Annotated in this window: 17 protein-coding genes; 11 read left to right on the top strand and 6 right to left on the bottom strand. The window is 60.1% G+C overall.

Translation table 11 applies throughout. From position 1 onward, the window contains the following. The first annotated feature begins 55 nt into the window (after positions 1 to 55). Complete coding sequence (locus NCCP436_RS15785; RefSeq protein WP_220804921.1) at positions 56 to 979, top strand: LysR family transcriptional regulator; 924 nt, start codon at positions 56 to 58, stop codon at positions 977 to 979. Positions 980 to 1,136: 157 nt separating this feature from the next. After that, positions 1,137 to 1,793, top strand: a complete 657-nt coding sequence (locus NCCP436_RS15780) for a TIGR04211 family SH3 domain-containing protein (RefSeq protein WP_220804920.1) — start codon at positions 1,137 to 1,139, stop codon at positions 1,791 to 1,793. A 9-nt stretch (positions 1,794 to 1,802) separates the two neighbouring features. On the opposite strand, the gene ubiM is transcribed toward NCCP436_RS15780, so the two are convergent. From ubiM to NCCP436_RS15760, 4 genes are all read right to left on the bottom strand, one after another. Further along, complete coding sequence (gene ubiM / locus NCCP436_RS15775) at positions 1,803 to 2,975, bottom strand: 5-demethoxyubiquinol-8 5-hydroxylase UbiM (protein WP_220804919.1); 1,173 nt, start codon at positions 2,973 to 2,975, stop codon at positions 1,803 to 1,805. A gap of 87 nt (positions 2,976 to 3,062) precedes the next feature. After that, a complete protein-coding gene (locus NCCP436_RS15770) occupies positions 3,063 to 4,103 on the bottom strand; it encodes a diguanylate cyclase (protein ID WP_220804918.1) in 1,041 nt (346 codons plus the stop codon). 242 nt (positions 4,104 to 4,345) lie between these two features. Beyond that, complete coding sequence (locus NCCP436_RS15765; RefSeq protein ID WP_220804917.1) at positions 4,346 to 4,669, bottom strand: DUF2025 family protein; 324 nt, start codon at positions 4,667 to 4,669, stop codon at positions 4,346 to 4,348. Between the two features lie 169 nt (positions 4,670 to 4,838). Then, entirely contained in the window at positions 4,839 to 6,203 is a 1,365-nt protein-coding gene (locus NCCP436_RS15760; RefSeq protein WP_220804916.1) for an imelysin family protein, read from the bottom strand. Positions 6,204 to 6,388: 185 nt separating this feature from the next. Between NCCP436_RS15760 and NCCP436_RS15755 the strand changes: the two genes are divergently transcribed. Both NCCP436_RS15755 and NCCP436_RS15750 read left to right on the top strand, forming a co-directional pair. After that, positions 6,389 to 6,961 (top strand): LemA family protein, encoded by a 573-nt coding sequence (locus NCCP436_RS15755; RefSeq protein WP_220804915.1) that lies wholly within the window; start codon positions 6,389 to 6,391, stop codon positions 6,959 to 6,961. Further along, positions 6,961 to 7,872, top strand: a complete 912-nt coding sequence (locus NCCP436_RS15750; RefSeq protein ID WP_220804914.1) for an E3 ubiquitin ligase family protein — start codon at positions 6,961 to 6,963, stop codon at positions 7,870 to 7,872. Before NCCP436_RS15755 ends, NCCP436_RS15750 begins: the two co-directional genes overlap by 1 nt. Before the next feature lie 112 nt (positions 7,873 to 7,984). On the opposite strand, the gene NCCP436_RS15745 is transcribed toward NCCP436_RS15750, so the two are convergent. Both NCCP436_RS15745 and suhB read right to left on the bottom strand, forming a co-directional pair. Then, positions 7,985 to 10,039: a bifunctional diguanylate cyclase/phosphodiesterase gene (locus NCCP436_RS15745; protein WP_220804913.1), complete on the bottom strand. Its 2,055-nt coding sequence runs from the start codon at positions 10,037 to 10,039 to the stop codon at positions 7,985 to 7,987. 350 nt (positions 10,040 to 10,389) lie between these two features. Further along, complete coding sequence (gene suhB / locus NCCP436_RS15740) at positions 10,390 to 11,205, bottom strand: inositol-phosphate phosphatase (protein ID WP_220804912.1); 816 nt, start codon at positions 11,203 to 11,205, stop codon at positions 10,390 to 10,392. Between the two features lie 146 nt (positions 11,206 to 11,351). Between suhB and trmJ the strand changes: the two genes are divergently transcribed. The 7 genes from trmJ (at position 11,352) to hscB (ending at position 16,074) form a co-directional block, all read left to right on the top strand. After that, positions 11,352 to 12,131, top strand: a complete 780-nt coding sequence (gene trmJ, locus NCCP436_RS15735; RefSeq protein WP_220804947.1) for a tRNA (cytosine(32)/uridine(32)-2'-O)-methyltransferase TrmJ — start codon at positions 11,352 to 11,354, stop codon at positions 12,129 to 12,131. Next, positions 12,124 to 12,903 (top strand): serine O-acetyltransferase, encoded by a 780-nt coding sequence (cysE, locus tag NCCP436_RS15730; RefSeq protein ID WP_220804911.1) that lies wholly within the window; start codon positions 12,124 to 12,126, stop codon positions 12,901 to 12,903. Before trmJ ends, cysE begins: the two co-directional genes overlap by 8 nt. Positions 12,904 to 13,039: 136 nt before the next feature. Further along, positions 13,040 to 13,531, top strand: coding sequence for a Fe-S cluster assembly transcriptional regulator IscR (iscR, locus tag NCCP436_RS15725; RefSeq protein ID WP_220804910.1), 492 nt, complete (start codon positions 13,040 to 13,042; stop codon positions 13,529 to 13,531). 30 nt (positions 13,532 to 13,561) lie between these two features. Beyond that, positions 13,562 to 14,776 carry an IscS subfamily cysteine desulfurase gene (locus tag NCCP436_RS15720; RefSeq protein WP_220804909.1) on the top strand — a complete coding sequence of 405 codons (1,215 nt, stop codon included), beginning with the start codon at positions 13,562 to 13,564 and terminating at the stop codon, positions 14,774 to 14,776. Between the two features lie 43 nt (positions 14,777 to 14,819). Further along, positions 14,820 to 15,206, top strand: coding sequence for a Fe-S cluster assembly scaffold IscU (gene iscU, locus NCCP436_RS15715; RefSeq protein ID WP_220804908.1), 387 nt, complete (start codon positions 14,820 to 14,822; stop codon positions 15,204 to 15,206). 13 nt (positions 15,207 to 15,219) lie between these two features. Continuing rightward, on the top strand, positions 15,220 to 15,543 hold the full coding sequence (gene iscA / locus NCCP436_RS15710; RefSeq protein ID WP_220804907.1) for an iron-sulfur cluster assembly protein IscA: 324 nt from the start codon (positions 15,220 to 15,222) through the stop codon (positions 15,541 to 15,543). A 9-nt stretch (positions 15,544 to 15,552) separates the two neighbouring features. Next, the gene (gene hscB, locus NCCP436_RS15705) at positions 15,553 to 16,074 is read left to right on the top strand and encodes a co-chaperone HscB (protein ID WP_220804906.1); all 522 of its coding nucleotides are present in this window, start codon (positions 15,553 to 15,555) and stop codon (positions 16,072 to 16,074) included. Positions 16,075 to 16,085: the final 11 nt, after the last annotated feature.

The following is a 16,085-nucleotide window of genomic DNA, read 5'->3' as shown; positions in this document are numbered from 1 at the left end:
TTGTATCAAAAAGCCACGCAGAATGCGGATAAGAATTGCATAAATCGAGCAAATCATGGATCGACTGACAGCGGCTCAGGTGTTCCTTGAAGTATTGGAACGAGGCAGCCAGACGGCTGCCGCCGAGGCTTTGGGGATGTCGCGGGCTATGGTTTCGCGCTATCTGGCGGCTCTGGAGGAGTGGGCGGGTGTCCGTTTGCTGCATCGCTCCACTCGGCGCCTTAGCCTGACTGTGGCCGGCGAGCAGATGCTGCCGCAGTGCCGTGAAATGGTTGCTCTGGCAGAGCGTATGCAGGCTGTCGGCCAGGCGGCAGACTCGACTCCGCGTGGTACCCTGCGAGTGACCTGTAGTCAATCCTTCGCTCAGGCCTGGCTGGTGCACGCCCTGCAGGCATTCACTGGACGTTATCCCCAGGTGCGGGTCGATCTGCTGGTGGGGAGCGAGGCGGTGAATCTGGTGGAGGCGCGCATCGATCTGGCCTTGCGTATTACCAATCAGCTCGATGCCAACCTGATCGCCCGGCGCCTGGGGGTATGCCGCTCGGTAGTATGCGCGAGCCCCGAGTATCTTCAGCGTTACGGCACGCCAGTCCATCCGCAGGATCTGGTCCGCCACAACTGTCTGGCCTATGCCTATTTCGGTCGCAGCCAGTGGGAGTTTGAGTGCGATGGTGAACAGCATGTCGTAGCAGTGTCAGGCAGCCTGGCGGCCAACGAATCCATGGTATTGCTGGAGGCGACCCTGGCTGGCGGCGGTATCAGCCTGCAGCCTTTGTTTTCGGTGGAGTCGCTTCTGCGCGCCGGGCGGCTGGTGCAACTGCTGCCGGAATACCAGCCAGTGGAACTGGATATTCACGCTCTCTATGGTTCACGGCGGCAGATGTTGCCGGCCATGCGGGCGTTACTGGACTTTATCGCCGAGCGACTGGCTGGCGAGGCGCACTGGCAACCGCGCGAACGCAGTACACGCCGCATTTGAGTGAACTTGCGGCAAGCGGACAATGTCTGTGTGCTGTCGGCTTTCGCCGGCGGGACGTCAGGCCTGGCCTTGGTTCGGGCGCCCGTTCGGTACTGTACAGCCGGCATCGTCCATCCCGTTCACCGGGTTCGTCCGACAGCCAGTGTGAAGATCGTCCATGCTCCCAACCCGTCACTTTTCTCGTCTATTCCGCCCGCTTTCCACCTGCCTGTTGCTGGGTGGCTGGCTCGGCAGTGCCGGTATATTGCAGGCCGAGGAGGCCGTCAGTAATCAGCGCTGGGTTAGCGACAGCCTCTCGACCTATGTGCGCAGTGGCCCCACTGATGGCTACCGTATCGTCGGCAGCCTGAGATCTGGCGAACGGGTAGAGTTATTGCGAACCCAGGGGGACTACAGTCAGATACGCAGTACCGCTGGTAATACCGTGTGGATTCCCAGTCGCGACCTTCAGCAAGTCCCTGGCCAGGCTGAGCGTTTGCCGCAACTGGAGCAGAAGGTCGCGGAGTTGAGTGCCGAGCTTGAAGGCATCAACGACACCTGGAAGTCGCGCATTCAGGGCATGCAGGAGACACTTGAGTCGCGCAAGCAACTGATTGAGGAATTGCAGACCGTACGCAGTTCTCTGGATGCCGAACTGGGCAAGACTCGCGCTGAGCTGCGTGAGGCTCAGGCGCAGCTGGGCGAGGAACAGCAGCAGGTACTGATGCGCTATATGGCCTACGGCGGCAGCATTGCCGGCGCCGGACTGCTGCTGGGGCTGATCCTGCCGACGCTGCTGCGGGTGCGGCGCAAACGTAACGATCAGTGGGTTTGATCGATGCGTTCAGGCGCGTGCCGTCAGATGCAGGGCAATGCCTTTCTTTAACGGCAGCAGACCCTGCGCCGCGCGCAGTCCGGCGCTGCGCAACAGGCGAGCGGGCAACTGCTCGCTGGTATACAACTCTACCAGCAGGTTGGTGGCCTGATACAACGGCCAGGTGGCCAGCCGTAACTGTCGTTCGTAGTGGGCCAGCGTTACCGGCGCAGCGATTTTCTGGCGACTGCCACGGCCTTGCAGTATTGCTTCGCTGAGTAGCCGTACACTGGTCAGACCGAAGTTGAAACCGTGGGCGGTGACCGGGTGCATGCCCACCGCGGCATCGCCTAGCAAGGCGCAGCGTGTTCCGATCATGCGTCGTGCATAGGCCCCTACCAGAGGATAGGCATGACGGCTACTGACCAGTTGCATGGCGCCAAGGCGCCGGTCGAAGCGGCGCTCCATCTCGTTGGCAAAAGCTGTTTCGTCCAGTTCCAGCAGGCGCTCGATATCCCTGGGGGGGAGGGTCAGTACGGTGGATGATTGCCGGCCGTTGAGTGGCAGCAGTGCCAGGGTCTGGCCATAGCCGAACCATTCCCAGGCTACCTGGTGATGATCTTTCTCGTGCGCCATGCGACATACCAGCATGGATTTGCCGAAGTCCTTGAGCTGTGCGCCGATACCGAGCTGACGGCGGGTTTCGGAGAAGCGGCTGTCAGCAGCTACCAGCAGACGAGTCTGTAGCTGGCGACCGTCGTGCAGGCACAGGCGTACGCCGCTATCGAGTGTCTGCAGCTTGTCCACAGCCGTTTCGCACAGCAACTTTATGTCGGGACAGGTGGCGACAGCCTGGTATGCCGCCCGGCGAATAGCTCGGTTGGCCACCAGGTGTCCCAAGCGTTCGGCTCCGACCTGCTCGGCGCGAATCTTCAGGGCGAACAGCGAGGGTCCGTTGAAAACCTGAGCGTCGCGCAGAATTGCCACATCTTCAGCAGGCAGACACGACCACAGGCCAAGACGCTCGAGCAGAGTCTGGGAGGCATGGGTCAGGGCGATCTCGCGACCATCGAAGGCTGGCTCTGCCAGTGCCGACTCGGCCTGACGCTCCAGTACAACGATGGACAGTCCCTGTCCGGACAGGGCACGTGCCAGACACAGGCCGGCCGGGCCGGCGCCGACGATGACAACATCAGGTGACATGTAGCGGCACTCCTCGCTGACTCATAAAGCTCCGAGTCTAGGTTGGCGTGCGGTGCTGGATATTGTCCCGGGTCATGTCTGGGCGTTCTATGTGAATTGGTCTGCTGATGGCGGCGCGGCTTCATTGATCACCACACGGTCACGGCCTTCGCTCTTGGCCCGATAGAGGCAGGCATCGGCTCGCTGCAGCCAGTTCTCCCAGTGCTCATCGTTCTGCAGGATGGCGCCGCCGATGGAAACCGTAACCGCGCCGCCAGGGCTGGAGAGGGTCTGTTTGACCTGTTCCAGCAGGTGCCTGGCGACGGTGTGCAGACCTTCCACGCCGGTGTTGGGCAGTAGCAGCAGGAATTCCTCACCACCAAAGCGGAACAGCCGATCCTCCTGACGCGAGCTGCGCTTGATCAGATCTACGAAGGCTACCAGCACCTGGTCGCCGACGTGATGGCCGAAACGATCGTTGACCTGCTTGAAGTGATCAAGATCCATCAGTAGTAAGCCGTAGCTGATTCCGTGACGGCTATGTCCGGCCATGGCGATCTTCAGCTCATCGTTCAGTGCGCGACGGTTGCGGGCACCTGTCAGTGGGTCGTGGATCGCCAGTAGCTGCAGCTGGTCGCGCTGGCTGCGGGTGCGCATGGCGAAGATAAGGCTGAGCACGCTGGTCATCAGTGCGGTGACCAGGAACGAGACCATCTGGTAGCGGCTTTCAAACACGCTGCCCGGTATCCAGAGAGCATGTCCGGACAGGCTCGCCAGCACCAGCGAAGTGGCCAATAGGGCTTTGCCCGGAGTGACCATAAAGAAGTTGAAGAGGATCATCGGATAGATCCAGAACAGGCCGTTGACTCCGAGGTCGATGGCGATCAGGGTGGCGCCGACGGAGAGGACTGCGACCATATAAAGGCCGGGCCTGATGGTGTCGCGGGTAATCCAGGCATAGCTCACCGCCAGAATGGCGGATAACACGATGATGGTGTCGGCCGTTCCGACCAGATAGTTACCTGTCGCCAGCCGGTAGATAGCATAGGGAGTGATGCCGATCACTCCGAACAGGCCGGTCAGTGTAATGACTGACAGCTGGAAGTCGGTGCGCAGGCGTTTGAGCAAGCGGGCGGTCCGGGTGGCCATGGCATTTCTTGTCGTTGTTATGCTGCCTAGGATGCAGAGCTTTGGGCGCTGCTGGCAAGAGGTGTGTGAAGGCAAAATGCCGGCATCTTTGCTCATGATGTGCAAATGTAGCCGAATTTTCTGGAGTATCAGTGATTTGCAAAAGGCAGGGGCGGGGCGTCCGTATCGCAGCAACTGCCGCTGGCTGAGGCGATGCCAATTATGACCGGTGCGGCAGGTTACGGCTGTAGTGGATAAGTCATTCAGTTGGATAGCTGGCGCTCGGCGCGGATTTCCGGCAGGTCGCTGCGGCGCAGGTAAACACGTAACGGCTCGGCAAAATTCATGCGGTCGTCGATACGCAGGTTTTGCAGCCAGGTCAGTCGTTGGCGATCAAGTCGCATCAGGCCGTCCTCATCCGTACACCAGACGTATTCGCTGGTGGGGGTGATGCTTTCGGCCGCCACATCAAGGCCGAAGCTGTCCTCGGAAAAGCGCAACAGGTGTTGGCCGGTTCGGCTGTTGTAACCGACGAATCCCCGCAGGTTGTCTGCTGCCTGACAGATCTGGGCGGATGTAATGCTCATGGTGAACCTCGCTTGATTGATGTCTGCGGGCAAGGCGTGGTTTATATGCTTGTCGCGTCAGCCTAACGGCGTATGCGAAGGCTGCCTTGTCATGGATCAATGAAGCGGGGAGTCATAAAAAGCCGGCGTCCCTGACGGGATCGCCGGCTGGTTCGAAGGATCGCGACGATTAGAATTCGTGATCGGCGGTATCCGGGTTCAGATCGCTGATACCCAGTTTGGCTGCGGCCTGCTCGATGTTGCTCGTCTGCTTGACCAGGGCGGCGATGGCGTCACGAACCAGTTGCTGGCCTTCGGCATTGTCGGCAGCGATCAGTTGATCGAAGTGCTGGTTGTGTTGTTCGGCGCTGTCAACCAGTTTCTGCAGCGCAGCCTGGGTGGCATCCAGATCGGCCTTGAGGTTGGTATCGGTCTGGGCGTCGGCCTTGGCCACCAGTTCCGACAGGCTCGGGCCGCTCAGGATGCTGCCATCCAGTTTCTTGTACTCGCCCAGGTAGACGTTGCGCACGCCCAGCGCGTTGTAGAAGTGCGAATTGTGGGTGTTGTCGCTGAAGCAGTCGTGCTCATCCTCGGTGGAGTTGGCCTCCAATGCCACTTTCATACGCTCGCCGGCCAGTTCGCCCAGCGACAGGCTGCCCATGCCGAACAGTATTTTACGCAGGCCGTTCTCGGCCGAGTCGGCCTGCAACTCGCTGCGGTAGTTGCCTTCAACGCCGTCCTGCCACTGGCCGACCATTTCCTCCAGGTCGCTGACCAGCAGGTCGGTGACAGCTTTCAGATAGGCGCGACGGCGTTCGTTATGGCCGCCAGTAGCGCCTTCACCCACCAGGAAGTCGCTGTAGGGACGCTCGCCTGCGCCTGGATTGGTGCCATTGAGATCCTGGCCCCATAGCAGGAATTCGATGGCGTGGTAGCCTGTGGCGACGTTGGCTTCCGAGCCACCCAGTTCGTTCAGGCTGGCCAGCAGTTCGCCGGTGATTTCAGAAACATCGATCCTGTCCTCACCGATCTGGATTTCGGTATTGGCAATGATATTGGCCTGGGCGCCAGGGTTGCCCAATGCGTGCTCATAGTCATCGGCCACATAGTCGATCAGCCCTTCATCCAGCGGCCAGGCGTTGACTTGGCCTTCCCAGTCGTCGACTACGGCATTGCCGAAGCGGAATACTTCGCTCTGCATGTAGGGCACGCGGGCAGCCAGCCAGGCCTCGCGAGCTGCCTTCAAAGTCGCCTCGCTGGGAGACTCGAGCAGGTCATTGATGGCGTTCTGCAGGGCCTTGCCACTGCTGGCGGCATCGCTGAACACGGCCAGCGCCAGGTCCGCATAGTGCTTGACCACAGCTTGTTCGGCTGCCTGGGCAGCGGATGGTTTGGCCTGGGCGGTTTCCGCCTGGGGGGCCGGAGTCGCAACAGGAGCCTCGTTTGGCGTAGCCGGTGCCTTCGCCTGGTTGGCAGGTGCCTTGTCTTCCCCGCAACCGGCGAGGGAAATAGCGATGGCGAGTAGGCTGGCGGACGCCAGAGGCATACGAATCATGACGAAATCCTTTGCATGTAGAAGAAGAGCGGTACGTTTGCGTACCTTGAGACGCTCAACATAATGCAAATGTTTCGCATTATATGCAAAGGGAGTTATTCAGGCTTGCGTAGGACAACGCTGTCGCTGGCCGTTGCTGACGCTAGAATGCCTGCATCCAATCCGCAGCTCTTAGGAGAAACTGCATGAGCCTGACCACTGTGATTCTGATAGTCGTACTCGTTCTGGCGTGTGCTTATGCTGTGTCGCTGTATAACGGCCTGGTGCGCCTAAAGCATGGGGTAAGCAAGGCTTGGTCGAACATCGATGTGCTACTTAAACAGCGTCATGACGAGTTGCCCAAGCTGGTGGAAACCTGCAAGCAGTACATGCAGTACGAAGCCAGTACTCTGGAGCGAGTGATTGCTGCCCGCAGTGCCGTGGCCAGTGCCCGTGAGCAGCATGACGTCGGTGCTCTGGGCAAGGCGGAAAGCGGTTTGCGCGCTGGCCTCGGACAGTTGTTCGCCCTGGCCGAGAATTATCCGGAGCTCAAGGCCAACCAAAGCTTTCAGCATTTGCAGCAGCGCATTAGCGGACTGGAGAACGCCATTGCCGATCGCCGCGAGTTGTACAACGAATCGGTCAATCTCAATAACGTGCGTATTGAGCAGTTCCCGGATCTGATCATTGCGCGGCTGTTCAATTTCGGGGCGGCTGAGCTGTTGGTGTTCAGTGAAGCCGAGAAGGCCGATGTCGATATCCGGTCGCTTTTCAACTGATGGAGCAGGCCGATCCGCTTGGGTTCTATGTAGCCCTGTCGTTTGCCTTGGGCGCCTGTCTGGGAGGCGGCTGGTGGGTATTGCGGCGCTGGTCACAAGCGCGTCACCTGCTCGATACTCCGACCTCGAAGATCCGCTCGGCGGCTCAGGGCTATGTCGAGCTTTACGGTCTCCTCGAAGAGGCATCTGAAAACAGCGAAATCCGTGGCCCGCTGACTGGTAAAGCCTGTCTGTGGTGGCGCTTTCGCATTGAGGAGTACGTTTGCGGCAACGACGACAAGCGCCACTGGCGTGTGCTCGAGAGTGGCGCCAGCAATGCCTGGCTGTGTCTTAACGATGGCACTGGCCGTTGTCTGATCGACCCGCGTGGTGCGGAGATCAAGGTCATGTCTCGGGATGTTTGGGAGGGCAGTCAACGTCGTCCGCTGGAGCTGCCGAAAAATGGTCTGCGTGCTTTTCTGGGCGGAGGCAGACGTTACCGATATGTTGAGGAGCGACTGCATGCCGGTCAGCCGCTATATGCCATTGGTGATTTCCGTACTCAGGGAGCTGGGCAGCAGGGCTTTGATGTTCACGCTGCCCAGGGTGAGGTGATTCGTGAGTGGAAGCGTGACTATGCCGGCCTTCTGCAGCGATTTGATGCCGATGGAAACGGTGAGCTGGATGAACAGGAATGGACGCGGGTGCGTCTGGCAGCTCAGATGGAGGCTGAGGATCGTTACCAGCGTCAGGCGCTGGAGCCGGCTCATCATCAGATGGCCAAGCCGGCCGAACGGCGGCCGTTCATTCTTTCCAGCTATGGTGAGGACGAACTGGTGCGCAAGTTCTACTGGCAGGCGGCGCTGGGCATTGTGGTGTGTCTGATCGGGGCATTGTGCAGTGCCTGGCTGCTGGGTGTGCAGCATTGGTAACGGTGGCAAGGTCCGAATTTTTTAGGCCCTGCACGAAAAGTTCCAAGCGCAGACGTGCCTCGTACCAGGCCTAATGCAGGTTCAGTTCGCTGTCATTCAGTCGTGACTGCGGCTAGAGAGTGGCTGCCGAGCTCAGCCGTTGTGCCTGTTTGAGGAACTGCGTCAGCTCGCGTGCTGGCAAGGGCTTGCTGTACAGATAGCCCTGACCCTCATGGCAGCCTTGGGCGATAATGTAGGCCTCCTGCTCGGGCGTCTCCACGCCCTCGGCGATCACCTGCATACCCAGGCTCTTGCCGAGCTGGATTATGGCGCGGACGATGGTGGCGTCGTCTTCGTCATCCTGCAGAACCTGGACGAAGCTCTTGTCGATCTTGATCTTGTCCAGCGGCAGGCTCTTGAGGTAGCTGAGCGAGGAGTAACCGGTACCGAAGTCGTCGATTGCTATTAGCGCCCCCGAGCGACGCAGGCTCAGCAGGTGCTGCGCAGCCGTGCCGATGTCCTCCATTAGGCCGGTTTCGGTGACTTCCAGCTCCAGACTGCGGGGCGGAAGGCGGTAGACCTGCAATAGGTTGTTGACCAGTCGTGGCAGTTCACTGTGGTGCAACTGTACGGTGGACAGGTTGATGGCCATGCGCAGGTCGCTGAATCCCATGTCGTGCCATTCGCGCAGCTGGCGACAGGACTGATCGAGTACCCATTCGCCTATGGGAATGATGGTACCGTTCTGTTCGGCCAATGGAATGAACAGATCCGGTGCGACGAAGCCGTGCTGCGGATGTTGCCAGCGCAGCAAGGCCTCGACACCCACTATCCGGTGGTCACGGTAGTCCACTTGAGGCTGGTAGACCAGATGCAGCTGGTTTTGTGCCAGGGCTTCGCGCAGATCCTTCTCCAGCTCGCGTCGTCGGCGCATCTCGCTGTCGACGCTGGCAATGTAGAACTGGTAGCGATTGCGCGACCGGGTCTTGGCCAGGGTCATGGTCTGCTCAGCCTTCTGCAACAGTTTTTCGGTGCTGTCACCGTCCTCGGGGAACAGCGTGATACCGATGGTGGCCCTCAGGCGCACTTCCTGCTGTCCGAGTATGAAGGGCTGTTCCAGATCATCCAGTACGCTTTGCGCCAGCTCCGCGGCTTCGTAAGGCTGCTCGATATTGGCCTGCACCAGGACGAACTGGTCGCCGCCCAGGCGTGCCAGAGCTCCCAGGCGGCCGCTGTGACTGCGCAGACGGTCTGATAGCGCCAGTAGCAGTTGGTCGCCGCACTGGTAGCTGAACTGTTCGTTGATGCCCTTGAAATCGTCCAGACCGACACATAGCACGGCCACGCGGCGTTGCAGTCTGCCCGCATCTTCAAGAATCTGGTCGAGCTGCTGCTGCAGTTGCTGGCGGTTGGGGAGGCCGGTGAGGAAGTCGTGCTGTGACATGCGTTGCAGGCTGTCTTCGGCCTCGCGGCGCAGGTGGGTATTGCGCTCTATCGAGGCCAGAAGCTGATTGGCTGTGTTGATCCACAGGCCCAGTTCGTTCTTCTCGTTGCCCTTGAGCATGGGTAGCTTGTGCTCGCTGGGGCGATCCGGATTGATGTTGGTGAGATGCTCGATGATCTTCGACAGGGGCTTGGTCAGCAGCCAGTGATAGACGAGGTACAGCGCCAGGCCCATGGCCATGGCCCGCAGAACCCCGGAGATGAAGATGATCACCGAATTGACGACGAAGTCCTCGCCGTAATGAGCGGTGTCGAGGGTGATTCGGAGGTCGCCGTAGTATTCGCTGTAGGGACCGCGACCGACCAGCTCGGTGGAAAATTGCTGTTCTTGGCCGAGAATTGCATCGGTCAGCCAGCGGGTGGGGATGTGGGTCAGCTCGCGGGACTTTTCCGCCAGCATGGGTTCGTTGGGGTGGCCAATAGCGGCGTAGCGCACTGATTCGTGCTGAAACAGTCCTTCGATCACCTGCATGCCCATTTCCCGATCCAGGCTGTAGACCGCCTGGGTGGATGGGTCGCGGAACATGCCGAGGATGCGATGGGCATCGCTGATTACTGCCTGGCGGGTCTTGTAGGCATCGAAGATGATCTGCGCGCAGCTCAGAACCACTCCCACCACCAGTGCCGATAGCAGCACCACACGGAGCAATTTGAGTGACAAGCTGTTCTTCAATTCCAGCTTCAAGGGAGATTCCTTATGTGGATGCTTACAGCGTCAGTCAGACCAGAGTATTGGCAATCTCGAACTAGCCGTCAAAGGGCCATCATTGTTTTGGGCGCTTTTTGTCCGGAGTAACCTGTCGCAAGTATCACTGATGCCTTATCTCTCGACTGTCGTACACAGATGGCGTGGAGATTGCGCAAGGCGCGGTTTAGAGGGAGGGGCGAGTGCATGACGGTATGCGCGTAATGGGGAGGCCCGAACGCTGGAGGCGGACGATGTCATTCGTCCGGTCTTGCTGCCGGTTTGTTGGGGGCTGAAACGAAAATGCCCGTATCGGGCGATACGGGCATTTTGTGCAAAGCAGTTGGATGTCAGCGCTTCATCGACGGCGGCAGGTGCGGCTGGATGGCAGTCAGTACGGCCTTGAAGCATTTGGTGTTGCCAGCGACGATCTGGCCTTTTTCGAGGAAGTCGTGCCCGCCGCTGAAGTCGCTCACCAGGCCGCCGGCTTCCTGGATCAGGAGGGCGCCGGCCGCCATATCCCACTCGGACAGACCGAACTCCCAGAAGGCGTCGTAGCGCCCGGCTGCTACGTAGGCCAGGTCGAGGCTTGCAGCGCCGGCGCGGCGCAGGCCGGCAGTCTGGCCGATCAGGCTGCGGAACATGCCCAAGTAGTTTTCCAGGTGATCGAGCTGGTCGTTACGGAACGGGAAACCGGTGCCGAGCAGCGCGCCTTCCAGACTCTTGCGGTTGCTGACGCGTAGGCGGCGGCCGTTGAGTGCGGCGCCACGTCCGCGACTGGCAGTGAACTCTTCCTGACGAACCGGATCCAGTACCACGGCATGCTCCAGGCGACCACGGTATTTGCAGGCAATGCTGACGGCGAAGTGAGGTACGCCGCGAATGAAGTTGGTGGTGCCGTCCAGTGGGTCGATGATCCACTGATAGTCGGCGCCTTCACCGCTGCCTTCGAGAACACCACCCTCTTCGCCGAGGAAGCTGTGGGTGGGATAGGCCTTGCGGATTGCCTGAACGATCATCAGCTCGGCGGCCTTGTCCACTTCGGTCACATAGTCCTTGGCGCTCTTCTCGTCGACCGAGATGACATCCAGGCGCTCGATGGAGCGAAAGATCATTTCACCGGCGCTGCGGGCGGCGCGCAGGGCGATATTCAGCATGGGCTGCATGGGTGGTTCACCTGGGACGTTAAAGAAAGCCGCTCATGTTAGCAGAAAAGCGTTATGGATGAAGGGGCGTCTGTAGCTATACGTGGCATTGCGGGGGGGGCTTGGGTAAAATCGCTGCCCCCTGTACGTAGCTGAGAGTGTCTGTGTTGCTGGACAATATTCGCGTGGTGTTGGTTGGTACCAGTCATCCGGGCAACATCGGTGGTGCGGCGCGGGCGATGAAGAACATGGGGCTGTCGCGGCTGGTGCTGGTCGAGCCCGAGGATTTTCCGAGTGGCGAGGCAGTGGCGCGCGCCTCTGGGGCTACCGATGTGCTGGATGCGGCTCGGGTGGTTGGTAGTCTCGAAGAGGCGCTGGCTGGTTGTAGTCTGGTGATTGGTACCAGTGCTCGGGATCGGCGTATTCCCTGGCCGCTGCTCGATCCGCGTGAGTGTGGTGCGCGCAGTTGTGAACATGCGGCCAGTGGTGGCGAAGTCGCACTGGTGTTTGGGCGCGAGTATGCGGGGCTGACCAATGAAGAGCTGCAGCGATGTCAGTACCACGTGCATATTCCCACCGATCCCGGGTTCAGCTCATTGAACCTGGCAGCAGCGGTACAGGTGCTGGTCTATGAGGTGCGTATGGCCTGGCTGGCGCTGCAGGCTCTGCCAACCAAGGTGGAGAAGCTGGAAACTACGGCGATGCTCAATTCGCAGCTGGCCACGGCTGATGAGCTGGAATCGTTCTACGGCCATTTGCAGCGTGTGCTGGCGATGATCGGTTTCCTTGATCCGCAAAAGCCGCGGCACCTGATGGCCAGGCTGCGTCGTCTATATGGACGCAGTGCGGTGAGCAAACTGGAAATGAATATCCTGCGCGGCATTCTCACTGAGACCGAGAAGGCCGTTCGCGGGGAGCCTCACAAGCAGGGGAAGTCTGATGTTTGAGCGCATGCGAGAAGATATCCAGAGCGTCTTTCACCGTGATCCGGCGGCGCGCAATGCCTTCGAGGTGGTGACCTGCTATCCGGGGCTGCACGCGGTTTGGTTGCACCGCGTGGCGCATGCCTTGTGGTGCTCGGGCTGGAAGTGGCTGGCACGGGTGGTATCCAACTTCAGTCGCTGGTTGACCGGTATCGAAATTCATCCGGGTGCCAAGATTGGTCGGCGCTTCTTTATTGATCATGGCATGGGTATCGTCATCGGCGAGACTGCCGAGATTGGTGACGACGTGACTCTGTATCAGGGGGTGACGCTGGGTGGAACCAGCTGGAACAAGGGTAAGCGTCACCCGACTTTGGAGGACGGCGTGGTCGTGGGGGCGGGCGCCAAGGTGCTCGGGCCGTTCACCGTCGGCGCCGGCGCGAAAATCGGCTCCAATGCCGTGGTGACCAAGGCTGTGCCGGCTGGTGCGACTGCTGTGGGAATTCCCGGCAAGATCATCGTCAAGTCCACCGATGAGCAGGAGGCCAGGCGTCAGGCTATGGCTGAAAAGATTGGCTTCGATGCCTATGGTGTCGGTCCGGATATGCCGGATCCGGTAGCGCGGGCGATCGGTCAGTTGCTTGATCATCTGCAGGCGGTCGATGGGCGTCTGGAAGACGTCAGTCGAGCGCTGGCGTCGCTGGACTGCGACTACCGCGCCAAGGATCTGCCGGCGCTGCGTGATGAAGACTTTGCCGAGGTCTGCAAGGATCAGGGCGGCAAGCCGGCAGCCTGATGCGGGACTGGTCGGTCTTTGTTATGATCGGCCGCCCTTGAGTGAGTAATTCCGACTAAATCAATCGGCCTTATAGTTGACTTAAATACTCGGAAATCGCATACTCCGCGACAACTCAGTGATTCGTGGTAGAACCATGCGACTGACCACCAAAGGCCGTTACGCTGTTACCGCCATGCTTGATCTGGCGCTGCATGCGCAGCATGGGCCGGTCTCCCTTGCCGATATCTCGGAGCGGCAGGGTATCTCTCTGTCGTATCTGGAGCAGCTGTTTGCCAAGTTGCGGCGCGGCAATCTGGTCTCCAGTGTGCGAGGTCCGGGCGGCGGCTATCAGTTGTCGCGCGATATGGGGGGGATTCAGGTGGCTCAGGTGATCGATGCGGTCAACGAGTCTGTGGATGCCACCCGCTGTCAGGGACAGGGGGGCTGCCATTCCGGCGACACCTGCCTGACCCATCACCTGTGGTGCGATCTCAGCCAGCAAATCCATGAGTTTCTCAGTGGCATCAGTCTGGCCGATCTGGTGGCGCGTCATGAGGTTCAAGAGGTCGCGTTGCGCCAGGACAAGCGCCGCTGCAATGGCAGGACGCCGCACCCGGATAAGATTGAAGCGTCTGCCATCGAGTGAGCAGGGCGTTTGCCTGATAGGAGAAACCCAATGAAATTGCCTATTTATCTCGACTACTCCGCAACCACGCCGGTGGATCCGCGTGTTGCGCAGAAGATGAGTGAATGCCTGCTGGTCGACGGCAACTTCGGTAACCCGGCGTCACGTTCCCACGTGTTCGGCTGGAAGGCCGAGGAGGCAGTAGAGAATGCCCGTCGGCAAGTGGCTGAGCTGGTTAACGCTGATCCGCGTGAAATCGTCTGGACCAGCGGTGCCACCGAGTCCGACAACCTGGCCATCAAGGGTGTGGCGCACTTCTACAGCAGCAAGGGCAAGCACATCATTACCTCGAAGATCGAGCACAAGGCGGTGCTGGACACTACCCGTCAGCTTGAGCGCGAAGGCTTCGAGGTCACCTATCTGGAACCGGGTGAGGATGGTCTGATCACTCCGGCCATGGTCGAGGCGGCGCTGCGTGAGGACACCATTCTGGTGTCGGTGATGCACGTCAATAACGAGATCGGCACTATCAACGATATCGCTGCCATCGGTGAGCTGACCCGCTCGCGCGGCGTGCTGTTCCACGTGGATGCGGCGCAGTCCACGGGCAAGGTGGAGATCGATCTGGAGAAGATGAAGGTCGACCTGATGTCCTTCTCCGCGCACAAGACCTACGGGCCGAAGGGCGTCGGTGCGCTTTACGTACGCCGCAAGCCGCGCGTGCGTCTGGAGGCGCAGACTCACGGTGGTGGTCACGAGCGTGGCATGCGCTCCGGCACCCTGGCTACGCACCAGTGCGTCGGCATGGGCGAAGCCTTTCGCATCGCCAAGGAGGAAATGGCGGCTGAGAATCAGCGTATCGCAGCCCTGCGTGACCGCTTCTACCGCCAACTGGAAGGTATGGAGGAGCTGTACGTCAATGGCAGCCTGACAGCTCGTGTACCACACAACCTCAACCTGAGTTTCAACTACGTTGAGGGTGAGTCGCTGATCATGGCGCTCAAGGATCTCGCCGTATCGTCCGGCTCGGCCTGCACCTCGGCTTCCCTGGAGCCGTCCTACGTGCTGCGCGCGCTGGGGCGCAATGACGAACTGGCGCACAGCTCGATCCGCTTCACCTTCGGTCGTTTCACCACCGAGGAAGAGGTCGACTACGCGGCTGCCAAGGTTCGCGAGGCGGTAGACAAGTTGCGTGAGCTGTCGCCGTTGTGGGACATGTACAAAGAAGGTGTCGACCTTTCCTCCGTGGAATGGGCAGCACACTAATAGCTGCCGAAGAAGCGGCACCTGATGAGAGAGGACTAGCACCATGGCATACAGTGACAAGGTCATCGACCACTACGAAAACCCGCGCAACGTCGGCAAGCTGAATGCTGAGGATCCGGATGTCGGCACCGGCATGGTCGGTGCGCCGGCCTGCGGCGATGTGATGCGCCTGCAGATCAAGGTCAACGAGCAGGGCGTGATCGAAGACGCCAAGTTCAAGACTTACGGCTGCGGCTCGGCCATCGCTTCCAGCTCGCTGGCTACCGAGTGGATGAAGGGCAAGACCCTGGACGAGGCCGAGGCGATCAAGAACACCCAGCTAGCCGAAGAGCTGGCTCTGCCGCCAGTGAAGATCCACTGTTCGGTACTCGCCGAGGACGCCATCAAGGCTGCCGTGCGCGATTACAAGCAGAAGAAAGGCTTGCTCTGATACGAGGTTTGCAATGGCCATCACCATGACTGAAGCTGCTGCGCGCCATGTCCAGCGCTCCCTTGAGGGGCGTGGCAAGGGTGAGGGAATCCGTCTCGGCGTGCGTACCACCGGTTGCTCCGGGCTGGCCTACGTGCTCGAGTTCGTTGATGAGCTGGCGGCCGAGGATCAGGTATTCGAGAGCCATGGCGTCAAGGTGATCATCGATCCCAAGAGCCTGGTTTACCTCGATGGCACCGAGCTGGACTTTGTCCGCGAAGGCCTCAACGAGGGCTTCAAATTCAACAACCCCAACGTGCGTGGCGAATGCGGCTGCGGCGAAAGCTTCAACGTCTGAGGCGCGCGCGTGGGTAGTCCCTGTCATTTTGCCCTGTTCGACCTGCAGCCGGGCTTTCGCATCGATCTCGAGCAGCTGGCCACACGCTATCGCGAGCTGGCCCGTCAGGTGCATCCGGATCGTTTTGCCGACGCTGACGAACGTGAGCGACGTCTGGCACTGGAGCGTTCGGCCAGCCTCAATGAGGCCTATCACACCCTGAGGACACCTTCGCAGCGGGCCCGCTATCTGCTGGCGTTGCGCGGCCCTGAGCTGCCGGCTGAAGTCACGGTGCAGGATCCGCAGTTCCTGTTGCAGCAGATGCAGTGGCGAGAGGAGTTGGAGGAGCTGCAGGATGAAGGGGATCTGGCCGGGGTGGCAGCCTTCAAGAGGCGTCTCAAGGCTGTTCAGGAGCAGCTCGATGAGAGCTTTGCGCAGTGCTGGGATGATGATGCCCGGCGCGAGGAGGCTGAGCGCTTGATGCGCCGGATGCAGTTCCTCGACAAGCTCGCTCAGGAAGTGCGCCAACTCGAAGAGCGCCTCGACGATTAACCTGTGGGTTG

Source organism: Pseudomonas sp. NCCP-436, assembly GCF_019656335.1.
In the GTDB taxonomy this organism is placed as follows: Bacteria; Pseudomonadota; Gammaproteobacteria; order Pseudomonadales; family Pseudomonadaceae; genus Aquipseudomonas.
The sequence above is the reverse complement of the archived record's forward strand: the minus strand, read 5'-3'. Positions and strand labels throughout refer to the sequence as shown.